This is a genomic window from Arthrobacter jiangjiafuii (assembly GCF_018622995.1).
GTDB classification, from domain to species: domain Bacteria; phylum Actinomycetota; class Actinomycetes; order Actinomycetales; family Micrococcaceae; genus Arthrobacter_B; species Arthrobacter_B jiangjiafuii.
On sequence record NZ_CP076022.1, the window covers coordinates 2,852,729 to 2,870,175 of the forward strand.

The 17,447-nt window shown below is 62.1% G+C and carries 28 protein-coding genes; all 28 read right to left on the reverse strand.

All coding sequences use genetic code 11. From position 1 onward, the window contains the following. Positions 1 to 14: 14 nt before the first annotated feature. The 28 genes from glmM to rpsS all read right to left on the reverse strand — a co-directional run bounded on the left by glmM (position 15) and on the right by rpsS (position 17,435). Positions 15 to 1,379: a phosphoglucosamine mutase gene (gene glmM / locus KKR91_RS13315; protein WP_210228103.1), complete on the reverse strand. Its 1,365-nt coding sequence runs from the start codon at positions 1,377 to 1,379 to the stop codon at positions 15 to 17. A 341-nt stretch (positions 1,380 to 1,720) separates the two neighbouring features. Next, the gene (rpsI, locus tag KKR91_RS13320) at positions 1,721 to 2,218 is read right to left on the reverse strand and encodes a 30S ribosomal protein S9 (RefSeq protein WP_210228102.1); all 498 of its coding nucleotides are present in this window, start codon (positions 2,216 to 2,218) and stop codon (positions 1,721 to 1,723) included. A gap of 39 nt (positions 2,219 to 2,257) precedes the next feature. Continuing rightward, positions 2,258 to 2,701, reverse strand: coding sequence for a 50S ribosomal protein L13 (rplM, locus tag KKR91_RS13325; RefSeq protein WP_210228100.1), 444 nt, complete (start codon positions 2,699 to 2,701; stop codon positions 2,258 to 2,260). A 242-nt stretch (positions 2,702 to 2,943) separates the two neighbouring features. Beyond that, positions 2,944 to 3,885, reverse strand: a complete 942-nt coding sequence (locus KKR91_RS13330; protein ID WP_210228098.1) for a tRNA pseudouridine synthase A — start codon at positions 3,883 to 3,885, stop codon at positions 2,944 to 2,946. Between the two features lie 37 nt (positions 3,886 to 3,922). After that, positions 3,923 to 4,492, reverse strand: coding sequence for a 50S ribosomal protein L17 (rplQ, locus tag KKR91_RS13335; protein WP_210228096.1), 570 nt, complete (start codon positions 4,490 to 4,492; stop codon positions 3,923 to 3,925). Between the two features lie 64 nt (positions 4,493 to 4,556). Then, positions 4,557 to 5,567 (reverse strand): DNA-directed RNA polymerase subunit alpha, encoded by a 1,011-nt coding sequence (locus tag KKR91_RS13340; protein ID WP_210228094.1) that lies wholly within the window; start codon positions 5,565 to 5,567, stop codon positions 4,557 to 4,559. A gap of 182 nt (positions 5,568 to 5,749) precedes the next feature. Continuing rightward, a complete protein-coding gene (gene rpsK / locus KKR91_RS13345) occupies positions 5,750 to 6,151 on the reverse strand; it encodes a 30S ribosomal protein S11 (protein ID WP_104052715.1) in 402 nt (133 codons plus the stop codon). A 65-nt stretch (positions 6,152 to 6,216) separates the two neighbouring features. After that, a complete protein-coding gene (rpsM, locus tag KKR91_RS13350; protein WP_210228092.1) occupies positions 6,217 to 6,594 on the reverse strand; it encodes a 30S ribosomal protein S13 in 378 nt (125 codons plus the stop codon). 160 nt (positions 6,595 to 6,754) lie between these two features. Further along, complete coding sequence (gene rpmJ, locus KKR91_RS13355; protein WP_012397712.1) at positions 6,755 to 6,868, reverse strand: 50S ribosomal protein L36; 114 nt, start codon at positions 6,866 to 6,868, stop codon at positions 6,755 to 6,757. An 88-nt stretch (positions 6,869 to 6,956) separates the two neighbouring features. After that, entirely contained in the window at positions 6,957 to 7,178 is a 222-nt protein-coding gene (infA, locus tag KKR91_RS13360) for a translation initiation factor IF-1 (protein ID WP_055239372.1), read from the reverse strand. 222 nt (positions 7,179 to 7,400) lie between these two features. Continuing rightward, the gene (map, locus tag KKR91_RS13365; protein WP_210228090.1) at positions 7,401 to 8,231 is read right to left on the reverse strand and encodes a type I methionyl aminopeptidase; all 831 of its coding nucleotides are present in this window, start codon (positions 8,229 to 8,231) and stop codon (positions 7,401 to 7,403) included. A 15-nt stretch (positions 8,232 to 8,246) separates the two neighbouring features. Then, positions 8,247 to 8,819 carry an adenylate kinase gene (locus KKR91_RS13370; protein WP_210228088.1) on the reverse strand — a complete coding sequence of 191 codons (573 nt, stop codon included), beginning with the start codon at positions 8,817 to 8,819 and terminating at the stop codon, positions 8,247 to 8,249. Then, positions 8,816 to 10,126 carry a preprotein translocase subunit SecY gene (gene secY / locus KKR91_RS13375; protein ID WP_210228086.1) on the reverse strand — a complete coding sequence of 437 codons (1,311 nt, stop codon included), beginning with the start codon at positions 10,124 to 10,126 and terminating at the stop codon, positions 8,816 to 8,818. The genes KKR91_RS13370 and secY overlap by 4 nt, the downstream gene beginning before the upstream one ends. Positions 10,127 to 10,380: 254 nt before the next feature. Further along, entirely contained in the window at positions 10,381 to 10,845 is a 465-nt protein-coding gene (gene rplO, locus KKR91_RS13380) for a 50S ribosomal protein L15 (protein ID WP_210228083.1), read from the reverse strand. 1 nt (position 10,846) lies between these two features. Then, a complete protein-coding gene (gene rpmD / locus KKR91_RS13385; RefSeq protein ID WP_210228081.1) occupies positions 10,847 to 11,059 on the reverse strand; it encodes a 50S ribosomal protein L30 in 213 nt (70 codons plus the stop codon). After that, positions 11,059 to 11,736: a 30S ribosomal protein S5 gene (rpsE, locus tag KKR91_RS13390; RefSeq protein ID WP_210228079.1), complete on the reverse strand. Its 678-nt coding sequence runs from the start codon at positions 11,734 to 11,736 to the stop codon at positions 11,059 to 11,061. Before rpsE ends, rpmD begins: the two co-directional genes overlap by 1 nt. Positions 11,737 to 11,765: 29 nt before the next feature. Then, positions 11,766 to 12,149, reverse strand: a complete 384-nt coding sequence (rplR, locus tag KKR91_RS13395) for a 50S ribosomal protein L18 (protein ID WP_210228077.1) — start codon at positions 12,147 to 12,149, stop codon at positions 11,766 to 11,768. 2 nt (positions 12,150 to 12,151) lie between these two features. Next, positions 12,152 to 12,688, reverse strand: coding sequence for a 50S ribosomal protein L6 (gene rplF, locus KKR91_RS13400; protein ID WP_210228075.1), 537 nt, complete (start codon positions 12,686 to 12,688; stop codon positions 12,152 to 12,154). A gap of 18 nt (positions 12,689 to 12,706) precedes the next feature. Further along, positions 12,707 to 13,105: a 30S ribosomal protein S8 gene (gene rpsH / locus KKR91_RS13405; protein ID WP_152219769.1), complete on the reverse strand. Its 399-nt coding sequence runs from the start codon at positions 13,103 to 13,105 to the stop codon at positions 12,707 to 12,709. A 90-nt stretch (positions 13,106 to 13,195) separates the two neighbouring features. Then, the gene (gene rplE, locus KKR91_RS13410; RefSeq protein WP_210228073.1) at positions 13,196 to 13,765 is read right to left on the reverse strand and encodes a 50S ribosomal protein L5; all 570 of its coding nucleotides are present in this window, start codon (positions 13,763 to 13,765) and stop codon (positions 13,196 to 13,198) included. Continuing rightward, on the reverse strand, positions 13,765 to 14,124 hold the full coding sequence (gene rplX, locus KKR91_RS13415) for a 50S ribosomal protein L24 (protein ID WP_210228071.1): 360 nt from the start codon (positions 14,122 to 14,124) through the stop codon (positions 13,765 to 13,767). The genes rplE and rplX overlap by 1 nt, the downstream gene beginning before the upstream one ends. Positions 14,125 to 14,127: 3 nt before the next feature. Then, on the reverse strand, positions 14,128 to 14,496 hold the full coding sequence (gene rplN, locus KKR91_RS13420; RefSeq protein ID WP_055239356.1) for a 50S ribosomal protein L14: 369 nt from the start codon (positions 14,494 to 14,496) through the stop codon (positions 14,128 to 14,130). 356 nt (positions 14,497 to 14,852) lie between these two features. Then, the gene (gene rpsQ / locus KKR91_RS13425; protein ID WP_210228069.1) at positions 14,853 to 15,158 is read right to left on the reverse strand and encodes a 30S ribosomal protein S17; all 306 of its coding nucleotides are present in this window, start codon (positions 15,156 to 15,158) and stop codon (positions 14,853 to 14,855) included. After that, positions 15,155 to 15,487: a 50S ribosomal protein L29 gene (gene rpmC / locus KKR91_RS13430; RefSeq protein ID WP_152219777.1), complete on the reverse strand. Its 333-nt coding sequence runs from the start codon at positions 15,485 to 15,487 to the stop codon at positions 15,155 to 15,157. Before rpmC ends, rpsQ begins: the two co-directional genes overlap by 4 nt. 2 nt (positions 15,488 to 15,489) lie before the next feature. Continuing rightward, positions 15,490 to 15,906, reverse strand: a complete 417-nt coding sequence (gene rplP, locus KKR91_RS13435) for a 50S ribosomal protein L16 (protein ID WP_104052731.1) — start codon at positions 15,904 to 15,906, stop codon at positions 15,490 to 15,492. Beyond that, positions 15,907 to 16,749: a 30S ribosomal protein S3 gene (gene rpsC / locus KKR91_RS13440; RefSeq protein WP_210228067.1), complete on the reverse strand. Its 843-nt coding sequence runs from the start codon at positions 16,747 to 16,749 to the stop codon at positions 15,907 to 15,909. Continuing rightward, positions 16,750 to 17,115, reverse strand: coding sequence for a 50S ribosomal protein L22 (gene rplV / locus KKR91_RS13445; RefSeq protein ID WP_210228065.1), 366 nt, complete (start codon positions 17,113 to 17,115; stop codon positions 16,750 to 16,752). Positions 17,116 to 17,153: 38 nt separating this feature from the next. Beyond that, complete coding sequence (gene rpsS, locus KKR91_RS13450) at positions 17,154 to 17,435, reverse strand: 30S ribosomal protein S19 (protein ID WP_104052734.1); 282 nt, start codon at positions 17,433 to 17,435, stop codon at positions 17,154 to 17,156. Positions 17,436 to 17,447: the final 12 nt, after the last annotated feature.

Here is a 17,447-nt window from a genome sequence, read left to right on the forward strand (position 1 = left end):
CGGCCCAGGGAGGATCAGACCTTGGCGGAGGGCTCCAGCGCGAGATGGTTCTCCACCGTCTCGGCGAGCTTCTCAGCAACCGAGGCAGCGGTTTCCATATCCGCTGCCTCCACCATCACGCGTACCAGCGGCTCGGTGCCCGAGGGACGCAGCAGCACCCGGCCGGTCTCTCCCAGAATGGCCTGCGCATCAACAACGGCCTGCCGGACGGCCTCGTTGGTGCCCGCCGCTGCCTTGTCGACGCCCTTCACATTGATCAGGACCTGGGGCAGCTTGTTCATGATGCCTGCCAGTTCCTTGAGGCTGCGCCCGGTCCGCTTGACCTGCGCGGCCAGTTGGAGGCCGGTCAGGACGCCGTCACCGGTCGTGGCGTACTCGGAGAAGATCACGTGGCCTGACTGCTCGCCACCCAGGCTGTAAGCGCCTTCGCGCATGGCCTCCAGGACGTACCGGTCCCCCACCCCGGTCTCGCGGATACTGACGCCGGCCTCACGCAGGGCAAGCTTCAGGCCCAAGTTGCTCATGACCGTGGCAACAAGGGTGTCGTCCTTGAGCTGCCCGGCCGATTTCATAGCCACTGCCATGATCGCCATGATCTGGTCGCCGTCGACGATGGTTCCCTCGTGGTCAACGGCGAGGCAGCGGTCGGCGTCCCCGTCGTGGGCGACGCCCAGGTCGGCGCCGTGCTCCAGCACGGCTGCCTGCAGCATTTCCAGGTGCGTGGAGCCGCAGCCCTCGTTGATGTTCAGTCCGTCCGGTTCGGCGCCGATGACCACTACCTCGGCCCCGGCGTCGGCAAAGACCTGCGGCGAGCAGCCGCTGGCTGCGCCGTGCGCGCAGTCCAGGACCACTTTCAGGCCCTCCAGCCGGTTCGGCAGCGTCTGCAGCAGGTGGATGATGTAGCGGTCCTCCGCGTCGGCGAAGCGGTGGATCCTGCCCACATCTGCGCCGGTGGGCCGCAGGCGTGGCAGCGCCATTTCACGCTCGATGTCGTCTTCGGCCGCGTCATCCAGCTTCTGTCCACCGCGGGCCAGGAATTTGATGCCGTTGTCAGGTGCCGCGTTATGCGAGGCGGAGATCATGACCCCGAAATCCGCGTCGAGGTCCGCGACAAGGAAGGCAGCGGCCGGGGTGGGAAGCACTCCGGCATCAAAGACGTCCACGCCGGAGCTGGCAAGGCCCGCTTCAACGGCTGCGGAGATGAAGTGCCCGCTGATACGAGGGTCCCGTGCAACGACTGCTACCGGTCGCCGGCCGTCCTGCACACGCCGGTGTCCCAGCACCACCGCGGCCGCCTGGGACAGGCCCAAGGCCACTTCAGCTGTGATCAGGCCATTGGCCAAACCACGGACGCCGTCGGTTCCAAACAATCTAGTCATCGCACATAATCCTCAAACTCGGGTCAGGGCTGCAGGCGACCGCTCTGGACAGCCCACTGGGCTATTGTGCCACCCCGCAGCCGTTGCCCACTAAGCGGTGGCAGGCAAGTAGGTGGTTTCCGTGTCCAAGAACACCTGCGCGTTTCCTCTGCCTTGGATACTTGCACCACTCGCAGAAACACAGAAAGTGCGCCTCCCAGAACCGGGAGACGCACTTTCTGTGAACCCATAACGCCGTACTCGCGTGGCCCAAGCGCACTAGCGCGTGGAGCCAAGCACCAAGACGGCGCGAGGGCCCCGTTCTGCTGACGCGCAGCGGCAGCAGAACGGGAAGCGCCGGATTAGCGCTTGGAGTACTGAGGTGCCTTGCGAGCCTTCTTGAGACCAGCCTTCTTGCGCTCGATGACGCGTGCGTCACGAGTCAGGAAGCCGGCCTTCTTCAGGGTCGCGCGGTTGTTGTCGCGGTCGATCTCGTTCAGTGAACGTGCAACACCGAGACGCAGCGCGCCGGCCTGGCCGGAGGCGCCGCCGCCGTGGATGCGGGCGATAACGTCGTAGGCGCCGTCAAGATCAAGGATCTTGAAGGGTTCGTTGACGTCCTGCTGGTGCAGCTTGTTCGGGAAGTAAGCGGCCAGTTCGCGGCCGTTTACCAGCCACTTGCCGGAACCCGGAACAACGCGCACGCGGGCAATTGCCTGCTTGCGGCGGCCAACGGCGGAGCCGGAGACGGTCAGGGCCGGGCGTTCCTTGACAGCAGCCTCGGCTGCGTCAGGGGACTCCGAGGTGTAGCTGGAAAGCTCCTCGGTTGTTTCATTGAGCTCTTCAGTGTTCTGAGCCACGATTCTCCTTGAATTAATTCTTTAGTTGGCGGGCCAGAACTACTGGGCGACCTGGGTGATTTCGAAGGTCTTGGGCTGCTGGGCTGCATGCGGGTGCTCTGCACCGCGGTAGACCTTGAGCTTGCTGATCTGCTGGGCAGCCAGGGAGTTCTTGGGCAGCATGCCGCGGATGGCCTTCTCAACTGCACGTACCGGATTCGACTCCAGCAGTTCTGCGTAGTTGACGGAGGACAGACCGCCCGGGAAACCCGAGTGGCGGTAGGCACGCTTCTGTTCGAGCTTGGCGCCGGTGAGGGCTACCTTCTCGGCGTTGATGATGATGACGAAATCGCCCATGTCCATGTGGGGAGCGAAGGTCGGCTTGTGCTTTCCGCGCAGCAGTGTTGCGGTCTGGCTGGCAAGACGGCCTAGGACAACGTCGGTGGCGTCAATGACGTGCCACTGGCGGTTGATGTCGCCGGGCTTCGGGGTGTACGTACGCACGGTTTTTGCCTTCGTTTCTTCTTCTTAGGTGGCGCAGCTCATATGGATGCCACACGAACTGCAGCTTCTCTATGCGTTTACCGGATGGTCAGGTGAGGACTGATGTAACCAGTGGTCCTGATGTACTCGGCTATTTCCCCGGGGCCAGGTGGCTCTGCAACCGAGCCGCTCCCGTGGGCATAGACCTATCGAGGTAGGACACGCACAACGACTATAAACAATAGCCTGCTTCCCCGGAGAGGTCAAAAGCCCGGCACCGCCCGTCGGGCCCGTGTGCTCTCTGCCCGCTCCCGCATGTATGCCAGAGCCGGATACCGCACCTCTTCAAGGATCAAGGGGTGCGGGGGTGCCAGCAGCGACTTGGAATCGCGGATCCGTGCCAGGAGGCGTTCGCCGAGCCATTCCGGCCTCCGGTCCCCCGCACCCACCAGCATCGCCCCGCCCACGAGCGAGCGGACCATGTTGTGGCAGAACGCATCCGCCTGCAGGTGGGCCTCGATCACACCGTCGGGCCGGCGCAGGAACGAGAACTCCTGCAGCTCCCGCACGGTGGTTGCCCCAGTGCGGGGCTTGCAGAACGAAAGGAAGTCCTTCATGCCCAGGACTGCGTCCGCTGCGGCATTCATCCGGTGCTCGTCCAAGGCGAAATCATGCCACAGCGTCACGCTCCTGGTCAGCGGGTCGCGGCTGGCTTCCCGGTCGGCTATCCGGTAGCTGTAGCGCCGCCAGAGGGCCGAAAACCGGGCGTCGAAGCCTTCCGGCGCCAGCTCCGCGGAATGGACCGTTATGGCCCCTTCCATGGCATGGATGGCACGCTTTGCGGCCTTTGCCTTGCGCAGCGGCATGGTCAGGTCCTTGTTGAGGATGCCCCGCATGCGGCGGATCAGTGCTTCCTCCGGCGTGAGCGCGGCCCCGCGGGACAGCCCCTCCCACTCCGGCCCGGTGAGGTCGAAGTGGACCACCTGGCCTCTGGCGTGGACACCCGAGTCGGTCCGGCCGGCGACGGTCAGCCGGACCGGCCGGCGGACCAGGACAGCCAGTGCCGCCTCAAGAATCCCCTGCACCGTGGGCAGGTCGTCCTGGACAGCCCAGCCGTAGAACGGGGCGCCGTCGTAGGACAAATCCATCCGGACACGAAAAAGCCCGCCGTCCAGTGAAGGTACGGCGGGCCTCTCGATGCTCATGTCCCAATATTAAGGGACACGGTGGCAAAGCGAAGAATTACTTCTTCTCTTCGGTCTCCACTGCTTCGTCGGCGGAGTCGGCAGACTCAGCGGACTCGGCGGAGTCGGCAGACTCAGCGGACTCTGCGGAGTCAGCAGACTCAGCGGACTCTGCGGAGTCAGCAGACTCAGCGGATTCCTCAACCGGTGCCGGTGCAGCAACAGCTGCTGCGGTCTCAGCCTCGGCCACAACGGCCTGCTTGGCGGAAACCGGTTCCAGGACCAGCTCGATGACAGCCATGGGGGCGTTGTCGCCCTTGCGGTTGCCGATCTTGGTGATACGGGTGTAGCCGCCGTCGCGCTTCTCGACTGCCGGAGCAATGTCGGTGAAGAGCTCGTGGACAATACCCTTGTCCGAGATCAGACCCAGGACGCGGCGGCGTGAAGACAGGTCTCCGCGCTTTGCGAACGTGATCAGGCGCTCGGCGTAGGGACGAAGGCGCTTGGCCTTGGTCACCGTGGTGGTGATCTGCTTGTGCTCGAACAGCTGGGCAGCCAGGTTCGCCAGCATCAGGCGCTGGTGGGCAGGGCTGCCTCCGAGGCGCTTACCCTTGGTGGGTGTAGGCATTACATTTTCTCCTCAAACGGTGCCGAACGGTGCCCGTGGGCCCGACGGCAAAATTTAGCGTGTGTTAGAGCTCGTCGTCCGAGTATTCGGACTCGTCCTCTTCAATAGCTGCGGCACGTGCGGCCAGGTCGAATCCGGGAGGCGAATCCTTCAGGGACAGACCCAGCTCAACCAGCTTTGCCTTTACCTCATCAATGGACTTTGCACCGAAGTTGCGAATGTCCATCAGGTCAGCCTCGGAGCGGGCAACGAGTTCACCCACAGTGTGGATGCCTTCACGCTTGAGGCAGTTGTAGGAACGCACGGTCAGCTCGAGGTCTTCGATCGGCAGGGCCATATCGGCTGCCAGTGCGGCATCCGTGGGGCTCGGACCGATTTCAATACCTTCGGCAGCGCTGTTCAGCTCGCGGGCCAGGCCGAACAGTTCAACCAGGGTGGTGCCGGCAGAGGCGACGGCGTCGCGCGGTGCAATGGCATCCTTGGTCTCAACGTCAACGATCAGGCGATCGAAGTCGGTGCGCTGTTCAACACGGGTGGCCTCCACGCGGAAGGTCACCTTCAGGACCGGTGAGTAGATGGAGTCAACCGGAATACGGCCGATTTCCTGGTCACCGGACTTGTTCTGGCTTGCAGAGACGTAGCCGCGGCCGCGTTCGATGGTCAGTTCGAGTTCGAACTTGCCCTTCGAATTCAGCGTGGCAATGTGCAGATCCGGGTTGTGGAACTCCACGCCGGCCGGCGGCGCAATGTCCGCGGCCGTCACGACGCCGGGACCCTGCTTGCGCAGGTAGGCGACAACGGGTTCGTCGTGCTCGGAAGAGACCGACAGGTTCTTGACGTTCAGGATGATCTCAGTGACATCTTCCTTTACGCCCGGGACCGTGGTGAACTCGTGCAGCACGCCTTCGAGCCGGATGCTGGTTACAGCGGCACCGGGGATCGAGGACAGCAGCGTACGGCGGAGGGAGTTGCCGAGGGTGTAGCCGAAACCGGGTTCCAGCGGTTCGATGATGAACCGCGAGCGGTTGTCGGCTACGACTTCTTCAGTGAGGGTGGGGCGCTGTGCAATGAGCACTTGCATTTCCTTTCAGCGAGCGTCCGCTATATGACGCAACACAAATGGTGGAAACGACGACGACGGGTCTTCCGCGGGCGTCTTGGACGGCTAGCAGCCAGCCCGGAGCCGGAGGCGTCCGATGGGCGGCCCGCCCCCAAGGGTGGACCGCCCGCCGGACTACACCGGTACCGCAGTGCTGCTTATACGCGGCGGCGCTTCGGGGGCCGGCAACCGTTGTGCGCGCTCGGGGTGACATCCGAAATGGAGCCAACCTCCAGGCCGGTGGCCTGGAGCGAGCGGATAGCGGTTTCGCGGCCGGATCCCGGGCCCTTCACGAAGACGTCGACCTTGCGGACGCCGTGTTCCTGGGCGCGCTTTGCAGCGGCTTCAGCAGCCATCTGCGCAGCGAACGGGGTGGACTTACGCGAGCCCTTGAAGCCAACCTCACCGGCGGAAGCCCATGAGATAACAGCACCGGACGGGTCCGTGATGGACACGATGGTGTTGTTAAAGGTGCTCTTGATATGCGCCTGGCCAAGCGCAATATTCTTCTTATCCTTGCGACGCGGTTTGCGGACCGCTCCACGAGTCTTGGGGGGCATTACTTCTCCTACAAAGAGTTTGGTTTAGGTGGCCCACTGGGGGCCGTGGCCTCACACCGCTAGGTTTAGCGGGCGGCCTTCTTCTTACCGGCAACCGTGCGCTTCGGGCCCTTGCGGGTACGAGCGTTGGTCTTCGTGCGCTGGCCGTGTACGGGCATGCCACGACGGTGGCGGATACCCTGGTAGCTGCCGATTTCAACCTTGCGGCGAATGTCGGCGGCTACCTCGCGGCGGAGGTCACCCTCAACCTTGAAGTTGCCCTCGATGTAGTCACGCAGCTGAACGAGCTCAGCATCCGTGAGGTCCTTGACGCGAGTTTCCGGGCTGATGCCGGTCTCTGCCAGGGTCTGGTCTGCACGGGTCTTGCCCACGCCGTAGATATAGGTAAGCGCAATCACAACCCGCTTTTCGCGGGGAATGTCAACGCCAGCGAGACGTGCCATATTGGCGGTTCTCCTTTTGTGTCACCGGAGGTCTGAAGCAGTGCATCCCTGTTGCCAGGTCCCCGGCCTCCGGGCCGGGGGTATGCGTTACGCGTATCAACGCTGCACTGCCATATTGAGTTACTACTACTACGCGTGGACTGTCCCTGAGAGCAGGAAATTAGCCCTGGCGCTGCTTGTGGCGCGGGTTCTCGCAGATCACCATGACTCGACCGTTACGGCGAATCACCTTGCACTTATCGCAGATCTGCTTGACGCTCGGCTGGACCTTCATGGTTATCCTTTGCGTGGTTGCAGGGTTAAGCTGCGGGCAGGGCAGCATCCTTTGATGTCCAGGATGCGTTGCTGCCGAGCAGCGGTTTTTACTTGTAGCGGTAGACGATACGGCCCCGAGTGAGGTCGTACGGGCTAAGTTCCACTACAACGCGGTCTCCGGGGAGGATGCGAATGTAGTGTTGACGCATCTTTCCCGAGATGTGCGCAAGCACAATGTGGCCATTGGCCAGCTCAACGCGGAACATCGCGTTGGGCAGGGCTTCGTTGACCGAGCCCTCAATCTCAATGACGCCGTCTTTCTTGGCCATATCCTCCGCTAACGTCTGTGTCCGTGCGTATGCACGCAGGACGGTTTATGTCTTTGGTTCTCTCCCGTACTTCCTGCGCATCTACGGGCAGAAGCCGTTTTCACACGGCTGCATGCTTATAAAAGGGCACGAAGGTAGAGACAACCAACAGATAACTCTACTCGATGGGACCCGATAAGTTAAATCCCAGGCCGTAACAGCTCGAAGCCGGCACCACGGAACCTAGTCGGCGGGGATCGGAACCGGAGTCACGCCCAACGGCGCAAGCCGGGACGCGCCGCCGTCGGGCGCTGTCAGCACCCAGATGCCGTTCTCATGGATCGCAACCGAATGCTCCCACTGGGAGGCCCGTGAACCGTCGGTGGTGATCACTGTCCAGTCGTCGTCCAGTGTGAGGGTCTCAATCTTGCCCCGGACCAGCATCGGTTCAATGGCCAGGCACAGGCCCGGACGCAGCTTGGGACCGTTGTGCGACGTCCGGTAGTTGAGTACGTCCGGGGCCTGGTGCATCTCGGATCCAATGCCGTGGCCGACATAGTCTTCCAGGATTCCGAGCGGCTTGCCCGGAACGCCCGAGACGTAGTCATCGATAGCGGCGCCGATGTCACCGACGAAACGGCCCTTGGCGGCTGCGGCGATGCCGCGCCACATGGCCTCTTCGGTGACGTCGGAGAGCCGTTGGTCCTCGGGATCAGGGGTGCCGACGATGACCGTGCGGGCCGAATCCGAATGCCATCCGTCCACGACGGCGCCGCCGTCGATGGACAGGATGTCGCCGTCCCGCAGGACCTTCTCCCCCGGGATGCCGTGAACGACTTCCTCGTTCACTGACACGCAGATGGTTGCCGGGAAGCCGTGGTAGCCAAGGAAGTTCGAGGTGGCCCCGGCTTCCTTGAGCACCGCGGCGAACACGGCGTCGATGTCAGCTGTGGTTGCCCCCACCACTGCTGCGTCGACAGCTGCGTCCAGTGCCTTGATCAGCACCAGTCCGGCCTTTTGCATGGTGCGCATCTGCGCATTGGTTTTGTACTGAATCCTGGGCTGGCCGAACATATCTCTTCTAACTCTTTAGCGAATATCCTTGAGGGCTTCCATCACGCGCTCGGTCACATCGTCGATGCCGCCGAGCCCGTCGACCCGCGCCACAATGCCGCGGGTGTCGTAGCTGGCAACGACGTCGGCGGTCTGGGCCTTGTACAGGTCCAGGCGGTGCCGGATGACGTCCTCGTTGTCGTCGGCCCGGCCTTCGACCTGGGCACGCTTCAGGAGCCGTGAAACCAGTTCCTCATCGTCCGCCGTGAGCTGCAGGACGACGTCGAGCTTCTGGCCCTTCTCGGCCAGGATGTCATCCAGTTCAGCGACCTGGGCGGCAGTGCGCGGGTAGCCGTCCAGCAGGAAGCCCTCGGCGACGTCGTCTTCCAGCAGCCGGGCCCGGACCATGTCGTTGGTGACGCTGTCCGGGACAAAGTTGCCGGCGTCGATGTACTTCTTGGCTTCAATGCCAAGCGGCGTCTCGTTCTTCACGTTGGCCCGGAAGATGTCGCCGGTGGAGATTGCGGTGACTCCAAGCCGGTCCGAGATCCGGGCGGCCTGTGTTCCCTTGCCGGCGCCGGGAGGCCCGATAATGAGCATTCTTGTCATCGCAATAACCCTTCGTAGTGACGTTGCTGCAGTTGCGCGTCGATCTGTTTGACTGTTTCGAGTCCCACACCAACCATGATGAGGATCGAGGTCCCGCCGAACGGGAAGTTCGCGTTCGCTCCGACCAGCACCAGTGCGATCAGCGGGATCAGGGCTACAAAGCCCAGGTAAAGCGCGCCAGGCAAAGTAATGCGCTGGAGCACGTAGTTGAGGTACTCGGCCGTAGGCCGGCCTGCCCGGATGCCCGGGATGAAGCCGCCGTACTTCTTCATGTTCTCCGAGACTTCCTCGGGATTGAACGTGATCGACACATAGAAGTACGTGAAGAACACGATCATCAGGAAGTAGAGCGCCATGTAGAACGGATGGTCGCCGCTTGTGAGGTAGTTGTTGATCCATACAACCCATTCCGGCGGGGTGCCGGTGGAGGGGGTATTGAACTGTGCCACCAGGGACGGCAGGTAGAGCATCGACGAGGCGAAGATGACGGGGATGACCCCGGCCATGTTGACCTTGATCGGGATGTAGGTGTTGGTTCCGCCGACGGTGCGGCGGCCCACCATGCGCTTGGCATACTGCACCGGGATCCGGCGCTGCGACTGCTCCACGAAAATCACGAGGGCAACCACGAGGATGCCGATGCCGAGGACGGCCAGGAAGACAGTCCAGCCCTGGGCGCTGAGGATGGCACCGAGCGAGCTCGGGAAGCCGGCGGCGATGGAGGTGAAGATGAGCAGGGACATGCCGTTGCCGACACCCTTTTCCGTGACCAGTTCACCCATCCACATGATCAGGCCGGTACCGGCGGTCAGAGTAATGATCAGGAGCAGGATGGTGATGATGTTGTCGTCGGGGATGATCGGCACGGAGCAGGCGTTGTTGAACAGCGCTCCGGTGCGGGCCAGCGAGACGACGGTGGTGGCGTTGAGCAGGCCCAGGGCGATCGTCAGGTACCGCGTGTACTGGGTCAGCTTGGACTGGCCCTGCGCGCCTTCGTCATGGAGTGCCTGGAAGTGGGGAATCACGACGCGCAGCAGCTGAACGATGATGCTGGCGGTGATGTAAGGCATGATGCCCAGGGCAAAGATGGAGACCTGCAGCAGGGCGCCGCCGCTGAAGAGGTTAACGAATTCGTAGAGACCACCCGAGGTGGTACCCAGAGCCAAGCACTGCTGCACATTGCCGTAGTCAACACCCGGGGCCGGGATAAAAGCACCCATGCGGAAGATAGTGATGATTCCCAGCGTAAACAACAGCTTGCGTCGCAGGTCTGGCGTCCGGAAAGCCCGGCCAATAGCGCTAAGCAAGCGTCCTCCTGAATGAGATCTGAAGTAGGTGTGGCCCGATTGGACCGGTAACAAAAACAGAGTCTATCCGCTCAAGCCCCGTACAACGTTAACGAAGGCCGCGGCGCGATAGTGGCCTTAAACGAAACTAAACTCCCGGCGGGCCGTAAACCGGCCCGCCAAGAGTTTAGTTCTTGTCCTGCCAACCGCGCAGCGCAACACCGGCGGCCGGTTTCCCGGCCGTACGGCGTCACTGCACGGAACGCACACGGTGCTTAGAGCGCCGTGGTCGTTCCGCCTGCTGCGGCGATCTTCTCTGCCGCACTGGCGGAGAATGCATCGGCGGTTACGTTCACCTTGACGGTGATGTCGCCGGTGCCCAGGACCTTGACGGGCTGGTTCTTGCGAACGGCGCCCTTGGCAACGAGGTCAGCAACAGTGATCTCGCCGCCTTCGGGGAACAGCTCCGAGATCTTGTCCAGGTTTACAACCTGGAACTCGACGCGGAACGGGTTCTTGAAGCCGCGCAGCTTCGGCAGGCGCATGTGCAGCGGCAGCTGCCCGCCAGCGAAACCGGCCTTGACCTGGTAGCGGGCCTTGGTGCCCTTCATACCGCGGCCTGCGGTCTTACCCTTGGAACCTTCACCGCGGCCAACACGGGTCTTGGCCGTCTTGGCACCGGGTGCCGGACGCAGGTGGTGAACCTTCAGCGCGTGTTCGTTGTTATTATCTTCGGCCATGTTAATTCGCCTCCTCAACCTTCACGAGGTGCGGAACCGTGTTGATCATGCCAACAGTCACGGCGTCTGCGGTGCGAACGGTGGTAGCACCGATGCGTCGCAGGCCCAATGAGCGCAGCGTGTCCTTCTGATTCTGCTTACCACCGATGGTGGACTTAATCTGGGTGATCTTGAGCTTTGCCGTGCTGACGGCAATGTTCTTAGGAGTAGTCATCAGGCACCTGCCTTCTGCATGTTGCGGAGCATCGCAGCCGGCACAACCTCGTCCAGCGGCAGGCCGCGGCGGGCAGCCACTGCCTGAGGCTCTTCGAGGCGCTTCAGCGCATCAACCGTGGCGTGCACGATGTTGATGGCGTTGGAGGACCCGAGCGACTTGGACAGTACGTCATGGATACCGGCGCATTCGAGAATGGCGCGGACCGGACCACCGGCGATAACACCGGTACCCGGGGAAGCCGGACGCAGCAGGACGACGCCTGCAGCAGCTTCACCCTGGACCAGGTGAGGGATGGTTCCACCGATGCGGGGGACGCGGAAGAAAGTCTTCTTGGCTTCTTCAACGGCCTTCGCGATTGCGGAGGGAACTTCCTTGGCCTTGCCGTAGCCGACACCGACCATGCCGTTGCCGTCGCCGACAACTACCAGGGCGGTGAAGCTGAAGCGACGACCACCCTTGACAACCTTGGCAACGCGGTTGATGGTCACGACGCGTTCAATGAACTTGTCCTTCTCATCGTTGCGTCCGCCGTCGCGGCCACCGCGGCCACCGCGTTCTCCGCGGCCTCCACGGTCGGAGCGCTGCTCGCCCTTGCGGCCGCCTCGGCGGTCGTCAGTGGCGGGAGCTGCGGCGTCCTTGGTCTCAGTTGCCTGCGCAGCTGTAGCTTCAGTCACCTGGTTTTCCTTTTCCTTGTTAACCTCGGTCACAGTGACAGCCCACCTTCACGTGCGCCGTCTGCAACGGCCGCAATGCGGCCGTGGTAACGGTTGCCACCGCGGTCAAAGACAACGGCTTCTACACCGGCAGCCTTGGCACGTTCGGCAACGAGCTCGCCGACGCGCTTGGACTTGGCGGTCTTGTCGCCGTCCAGTGCGCGCAGGTCGGCTTCCATGGTGGAAGCCGAAGCTACGGTTACGCCGCGGGTGTCATCGACAACCTGGACGAATACGTGGCGGGCCGAGCGGTTGACGACCAGACGCGGGCGAGCCTGCGTACCGGAAATCCGCTTGCGGATGCGCAGCTGGCGGCGGCTGCGGGCAGCCGACTTGCTCTTGGAATTGCGCTTCTTATTAATGCTGATGGCCATGGTTACTTACCAGCCTTTCCGACCTTGCGGCGGACAATCTCGCCGGCATAACGAATACCCTTGCCCTTGTAGGGATCGGGCTTGCGCAGCTTGCGGATGTTGGCCGAAACCTCGCCCACCTGCTGCTTGTCGATGCCGGACACTGTGACCTTCGTGGGACCCACGACGGTAAGCGTGATGCCATCGGGTGCCGTTACCGGAACCGGGTGGCTGTAGCCCAGGGCGAACTCGAGGTCCGAGCCCTTGGCCACGACGCGGTAACCGGTACCAACGATTTCCAGGTCCTTCTTGTAACCTTCGGTCACACCGGTGATCATGTTGGCGATCAGGGTGCGGGTCAGGCCGTGGAGGGCACGGGATTCGCGCTCGTCATTGGGGCGGGCAACGGTGATGGTGCTGTCGTCGAGCGTGACAGTGATCGGGCTGGGCACAGTGTGGCTCAGCTCGCCCTTGGCACCCTTGACGGAAACAAGATTGCCATTGATGGCAATTTCAACTCCGGCAGGAACCGGGATGGGCAGACGTCCAATACGTGACATTTTTCTTTCCCTTCCCTGCTACCAGACGTAGGCGAGGACTTCCCCACCTACACCCTTCTTGGCGGCCTGGCGGTCGGTCAGGAGACCTGACGACGTCGACAGGATTGCGATACCCAGACCACCGAGAACACGCGGCAGGTTGGTGGACTTTGCGTAAACGCGCAGACCGGGCTTGGAGATACGACGCACGCCGGCGATGGAACGCTCGCGGTTCGGACCGAATTTGAGATCAAGGGTCAGCTTCTTGCCGACTACGGCCTCTTCTTCCTTCCAGCCGGCGATGTAGCCCTCGGCCTTCAGGATGTCAGCGACGCGCGCCTTGAGCTTGCTGTAAGGCATGGACACGGTATCGTGATATGCCGAGTTTGCATTGCGCAGACGCGTAAGCATGTCTGCGACAGGATCTGTCATTGTCATTGGGCTCTTGCCCTCCCTCGTAACGGTTTCCTGCGGAGATCCGGCTCAGGCGCACCTGGCCGGGAGTCCGTCGGACCTGTTACGTAGTAATTAATCTTCGGATGTAAACGGGAAGCCGAGCGCCTTGAGCAGCGCGCGTCCCTCGTCATCGGTCTTTGCGGTGGTAACTACGGTGATGTCCATGCCGCGTACGCGGTCGATCTTATCCTGATCGATTTCGTGGAACATCGACTGCTCGGTCAGACCGAACGTGTAGTTGCCGTTGCCGTCGAACTGCTTGCCGTTCAGGCCGCGGAAGTCGCGGATACGCGGCAGTGCCAGGGTTACCAGGCGGTCGACGAATTCCCACATACGGTCTCCACGCAGAGTTGCGTGGCAGCCGATGGGCATGCCTTCGCGCAGCTTGAACTGAGCGATCGACTTGCGGGCCTTCGTGACCTGCGGCTTCTGACCCGTGATCTGGGTCAGATCCTTGACTGCACCGTCAATGAGCTTGGAGTCCTTAGCGGCATCTCCAACACCCATGTTCACAACCACCTTGACAAGGCGGGGAACCTGGTTGACGTTCGTGTAGTTGAACTCGTCCTGCAGGGTCTGCTTGATCTCCGCTGCGTAGCGGGTCTTCAGACGGGGAACGATCTTGGTGACGGTCTCAGTCATTAGAGGTCCTTCCCTGAGCCCTTGGCGACGCGGATACGCACAGTGCGCTCACGGCCGTCTTTTTCGACGATTTCCTGACGGTAGCCAACACGGGTCGGCTTCTTCGTTTCCGGGTCAACGATTGCGACGTTGGAAACGTGGAGGGGAGCTTCGACAATCTCGATGCCACCGGTCTTCGAGCCCTTGGAGGACTGGCCAACCTTGGTGTGCTTCTTGACAGTGTTGACGCCTTCAACCAGGACGCGGTTGGTGTCGGTGTAAACCTTCAGAACCTTGCCCTGCTTGCCGCGGTCTCCGCCGCGGGCAGCAGTTGCACCGCTGATGACCTGAACGAGGTCACCCTTTTTGATTTTTGCCATGGACTACAGCACCTCCGGAGCCAGCGAAATGATCTTCATGAACTTCTTGTCGCGAAGTTCGCGGCCGACCGGGCCGAAGATGCGGGTACCGCGGGGGTCTCCGTCATTCTTCAAGATCACTGCAGCGTTCTCATCGAACTTGATGTAGGAACCGTCCTGGCGACGGCGTTCCTTCTTGGTGCGAACGATGACGGCCTTGACCACATCGCCCTTTTTGACGTTGCCGCCGGGAATTGCATCCTTGACGGTGGCAACAATGGTGTCGCCAATGCCTGCGTAGCGGCGCCCGGATCCACCGAGAACACGGATGGTCAAGATTTCCTTGGCACCAGTGTTGTCGGCGACCTTAAGCCGCGACTCCTGCTGAATCACTTATAACTCCTGTCGTCGCGCCGGTTCTCGTAAATTGAGCCTTGCGGAACGGATATGGGTGGACCCCGTAATACTGGTACTCAGCACTCCCCCGCCAGGGGCTGCGCCGCGGCTGACCGCGGCAAAGTGCCGAACAAGATTATCGGGCTTTTGTCTCATACGGCGGTGAGGAGGCGCCATCCAAACTGGACACACTTCCGCACCGCACAGACAAGATTTCAAGTTTATCGCGAAAAGGCCCCGGATGCGAAATCGGATGATAACGCGGCCGGGGCCCTGTCGCCGGTGGGCGGTTGCCGGCGAGCCCTCCCCGAGGGGATCAGCTCACCGGCGGCCGGCCGGATGTACTGCTGTTGTTACTTGGCCTTCTCGATGATCTCGACCAGGCGCCACCGCTTCGTAGCGGAGAGCGGCCGGGTTTCGGCGATCAGCACGAGGTCACCGACTCCGGCAGCATTCTGCTCGTCGTGGGCCTTGAGCTTCGAGGTGCGGCGAAGCACCTTTCCGTACAGGGCGTGCTTGACGCGGTCTTCAACCTGAACAACGACGGTCTTATCCATCTTGTCAGAGACCACGTAGCCGCGTGCGGTCTTCCGGTACCCGCGGGCATCGGCTCCGTTTGCGTCAGTTGTCACTGCTGCCTCATTCTTGTTTTCACTCATTTGGCATCATCCTCAGCGACCTCGGCCGGAGCTTCAGACTCGGTAGCCTTCTTCTTGGACTTCTTCGCTGCCTTTTCAGGAGCTGCTTCCTCGACGGGAGCAACGACCTCGGGACGAATCCCCAGCTCGCGCTCGCGCAGCACCGTGTAGATGCGGGCGATGTCGCGCTTTACAACGCGCAGACGGCCGTGGCTTTCCAGCTGACCGGTTGCGGACTGGAAGCGGAGGTTGAACAGCTCTTCCTTGGCCTTGCGAAGTTCCTCGACGAGACGGTCCTTATCGAAGCCGTCCAGCTGCTTCGGTGCCAGTTCCTTTGAACCAATTGCCATTTCTATTCACCACCCTCGCGACGCACAATGCGTGCCTTCAACGGCAGCTTATGGATCGCCAGGCGCAGGGCCTCACGAGCTACCTCTTCATTAACACCGGAGATCTCGAAGAGAACGCGGCCCGGCTTGACGTTTGCAACCCACCACTCCGGAGAACCCTTACCGGAACCCATGCGGGTTTCGGCCGGCTTCTTCGTCAGCGGACGGTCCGGGTAGATGTTGATCCAGACCTTTCCGCCGCGCTTGATGTGGCGCGTCATGGCAATACGTGCAGCTTCGATCTGGCGGTTGGTGACATACGCAGGCGTCAAAGCCTGGATGCCCCACTCGCCGAAGCTGACTGCAGTGCCGCCGGTTGCAGCGCCGGAACGACCCGGGTGGTGCTGCTTACGGAACTTGACTCGACGTGGGATAAGCATTTAAGCCTGTCCTCCTTCTGCTGCGGGGGCAGCTGCCTCAGCGGCCGGAGCCTCTGCAGCAGCAGGCGCGGCGGCCTTGTCAGCACGCTCGGGACGACGACGACGGTCGCCTCCACGGTCTCCACGGTCGGCCGGGCCGCGGCCCGGACGGTCGCTGGAGCGGCCGCGGGACGGTGCAGCAGCCTGCTGTGCAGCCAGTTCCTTGGCGGTGACGTCGCCCTTGTAGATCCAGACCTTCACGCCGATGCGGCCGAAGGTGGTCTTGGCTTCGAAGAAGCCGTAGTCGATCTGCGCGCGGAGGGTGTGCAGGGGCACACGGCCTTCGCGGTAGAACTCCGAACGGCTCATTTCTGCGCCGCCCAGACGGCCGGAGCACTGGATACGGATACCCTTGGCGCCGGCACGCTGTGCGGACTGGATGGCCTTCTTCATCGCACGGCGGAAAGCCACGCGGGAAGAGAGCTGCTCAGCAACGCCCTGGGCAACAAGCTGTGCTTCCATCTCGGGGTTCTTGACCTCGAGGATGTTCAGCTGAACCTGCTTGCCCGTGAGCTTCTCCAGCTCGCCGCGGATGCGGTCTGCTTCGGCGCCGCGGCGGCCGATAACGATACCCGGGCGGGCCGTGTGGATATCCACGCGGACACGGTCACGGGTGCGCTCGATCTCAACCTTGGCGATACCGGCACGGTCCATGCCGGTGGACATCAGCTGACGGATCTTGATGTCCTCGCGGACGAAGTCCTTGTAGCGCTGGCCCGGCTTGCTGCTGTCAGCAAACCAGTGCGACACATGGTCAGTGGTGATGCCGAGTCGGAACCCGTGCGGGTTAACCTTCTGTCCCACTTAGCGTTCCTCCTCGATTTTGGGGGTTGCGACAACCACGGTGACGTGGCTGGTCCGCTTGTTGATGCGGTACGCGCGGCCCTGTGCACGGGGCTGGAACCGCTTCATGGTGGGCCCTTCGTCAACGAATGCATCGCTGATGAAGAGGTCACCCTCGTCGAAGGCCAGGCCGTCACGGTCCGCGAGGACTCGTGCGTTGGCCATGGCCGACTGAACTACCTTAAGTACCGGCTCCGATGCTGCCTGGGGGGCAAACTTCAGAATTGCCAGAGCCTCATTCGCTTGCTTGCCACGAACAAGGTTGACGACGCGCCGGGCCTTCATAGGCGTTACGCGGATATGACGCGCAATTGCCTTGGCTTCCATTGCTTTCCTTCTCTCGTCTTCTGCCGAAAGAGCAGCGCCTAGCGGCGCTTGCCCTTGCGGTCGTCCTTCACATGGCCGCGGAATGTCCGCGTCAGGGCGAATTCGCCGAGCTTGTGCCCGACCATCGACTCCGTGACAAACACCGGAATGTGCTTACGTCCGTCATGTACGGCGATCGTGTGCCCGAGCATGTCGGGGATGATCATCGAACGACGGGACCACGTCTTGATGACGTTCTTGGTGCCCTTTTCGTTTTCGGCCGCTACCTTAAGGAACAGGTGCTGGTCGACGAAGGGGCCTTTCTTCAGGCTGCGTGGCATGTTTCCAGGCTC

Excerpts from the sequence above, each read along its gene's own strand:
- rplV (WP_210228065.1), bottom strand. The coding sequence starts at position 17,115 with ATGGAAGCCAAGGCAATTGCGCGTCATATCCGCGTAACGCCTATGAAG.
- rplX (WP_210228071.1), bottom strand. The coding sequence starts at position 14,124 with ATGGCAAAAATCAAAAAGGGTGACCTCGTTCAGGTCATCAGCGGTGCA.
- rplR (WP_210228077.1), bottom strand. The coding sequence starts at position 12,149 with ATGGCCATCAGCATTAATAAGAAGCGCAATTCCAAGAGCAAGTCGGCT.
- rpmJ (WP_012397712.1), bottom strand. The coding sequence starts at position 6,868 with ATGAAGGTCCAGCCGAGCGTCAAGCAGATCTGCGATAAGTGCAAGGTG.
- rplE (WP_210228073.1), bottom strand. The coding sequence starts at position 13,765 with ATGACTGAGACCGTCACCAAGATCGTTCCCCGTCTGAAGACCCGCTAC.
- KKR91_RS13330 (WP_210228098.1), bottom strand. The coding sequence starts at position 3,885 with ATGAGCATCGAGAGGCCCGCCGTACCTTCACTGGACGGCGGGCTTTTT.
- rpsS (WP_104052734.1), bottom strand. The coding sequence starts at position 17,435 with ATGCCACGCAGCCTGAAGAAAGGCCCCTTCGTCGACCAGCACCTGTTC.
- map (WP_210228090.1), bottom strand. The coding sequence starts at position 8,231 with ATGTTCGGCCAGCCCAGGATTCAGTACAAAACCAATGCGCAGATGCGC.
- rpsH (WP_152219769.1), bottom strand. The coding sequence starts at position 13,105 with ATGACAATGACAGATCCTGTCGCAGACATGCTTACGCGTCTGCGCAAT.
- KKR91_RS13370 (WP_210228088.1), bottom strand. The coding sequence starts at position 8,819 with ATGACAAGAATGCTCATTATCGGGCCTCCCGGCGCCGGCAAGGGAACA.
- glmM (WP_210228103.1), bottom strand. The coding sequence starts at position 1,379 with ATGACTAGATTGTTTGGAACCGACGGCGTCCGTGGTTTGGCCAATGGC.
- rpsK (WP_104052715.1), bottom strand. The coding sequence starts at position 6,151 with ATGCCCCCCAAGACTCGTGGAGCGGTCCGCAAACCGCGTCGCAAGGAT.
- rpmD (WP_210228081.1), bottom strand. The coding sequence starts at position 11,059 with ATGACTACTCCTAAGAACATTGCCGTCAGCACGGCAAAGCTCAAGATC.
- rpmC (WP_152219777.1), bottom strand. The coding sequence starts at position 15,487 with ATGGCAATTGGTTCAAAGGAACTGGCACCGAAGCAGCTGGACGGCTTC.
- rplF (WP_210228075.1), bottom strand. The coding sequence starts at position 12,688 with ATGTCACGTATTGGACGTCTGCCCATCCCGGTTCCTGCCGGAGTTGAA.
- rplO (WP_210228083.1), bottom strand. The coding sequence starts at position 10,845 with ATGGCCGAAGATAATAACAACGAACACGCGCTGAAGGTTCACCACCTG.
- rplP (WP_104052731.1), bottom strand. The coding sequence starts at position 15,906 with ATGCTTATCCCACGTCGAGTCAAGTTCCGTAAGCAGCACCACCCGGGT.
- infA (WP_055239372.1), bottom strand. The coding sequence starts at position 7,178 with ATGGCCAAGAAAGACGGCGTCATTGAGATTGAGGGCTCGGTCAACGAA.
- rpsM (WP_210228092.1), bottom strand. The coding sequence starts at position 6,594 with ATGGCACGTCTCGCTGGCGTTGACATTCCCCGCGAAAAGCGGGTTGTG.
- rplQ (WP_210228096.1), bottom strand. The coding sequence starts at position 4,492 with ATGCCTACACCCACCAAGGGTAAGCGCCTCGGAGGCAGCCCTGCCCAC.
- rpsQ (WP_210228069.1), bottom strand. The coding sequence starts at position 15,158 with ATGAGTGAAAACAAGAATGAGGCAGCAGTGACAACTGACGCAAACGGA.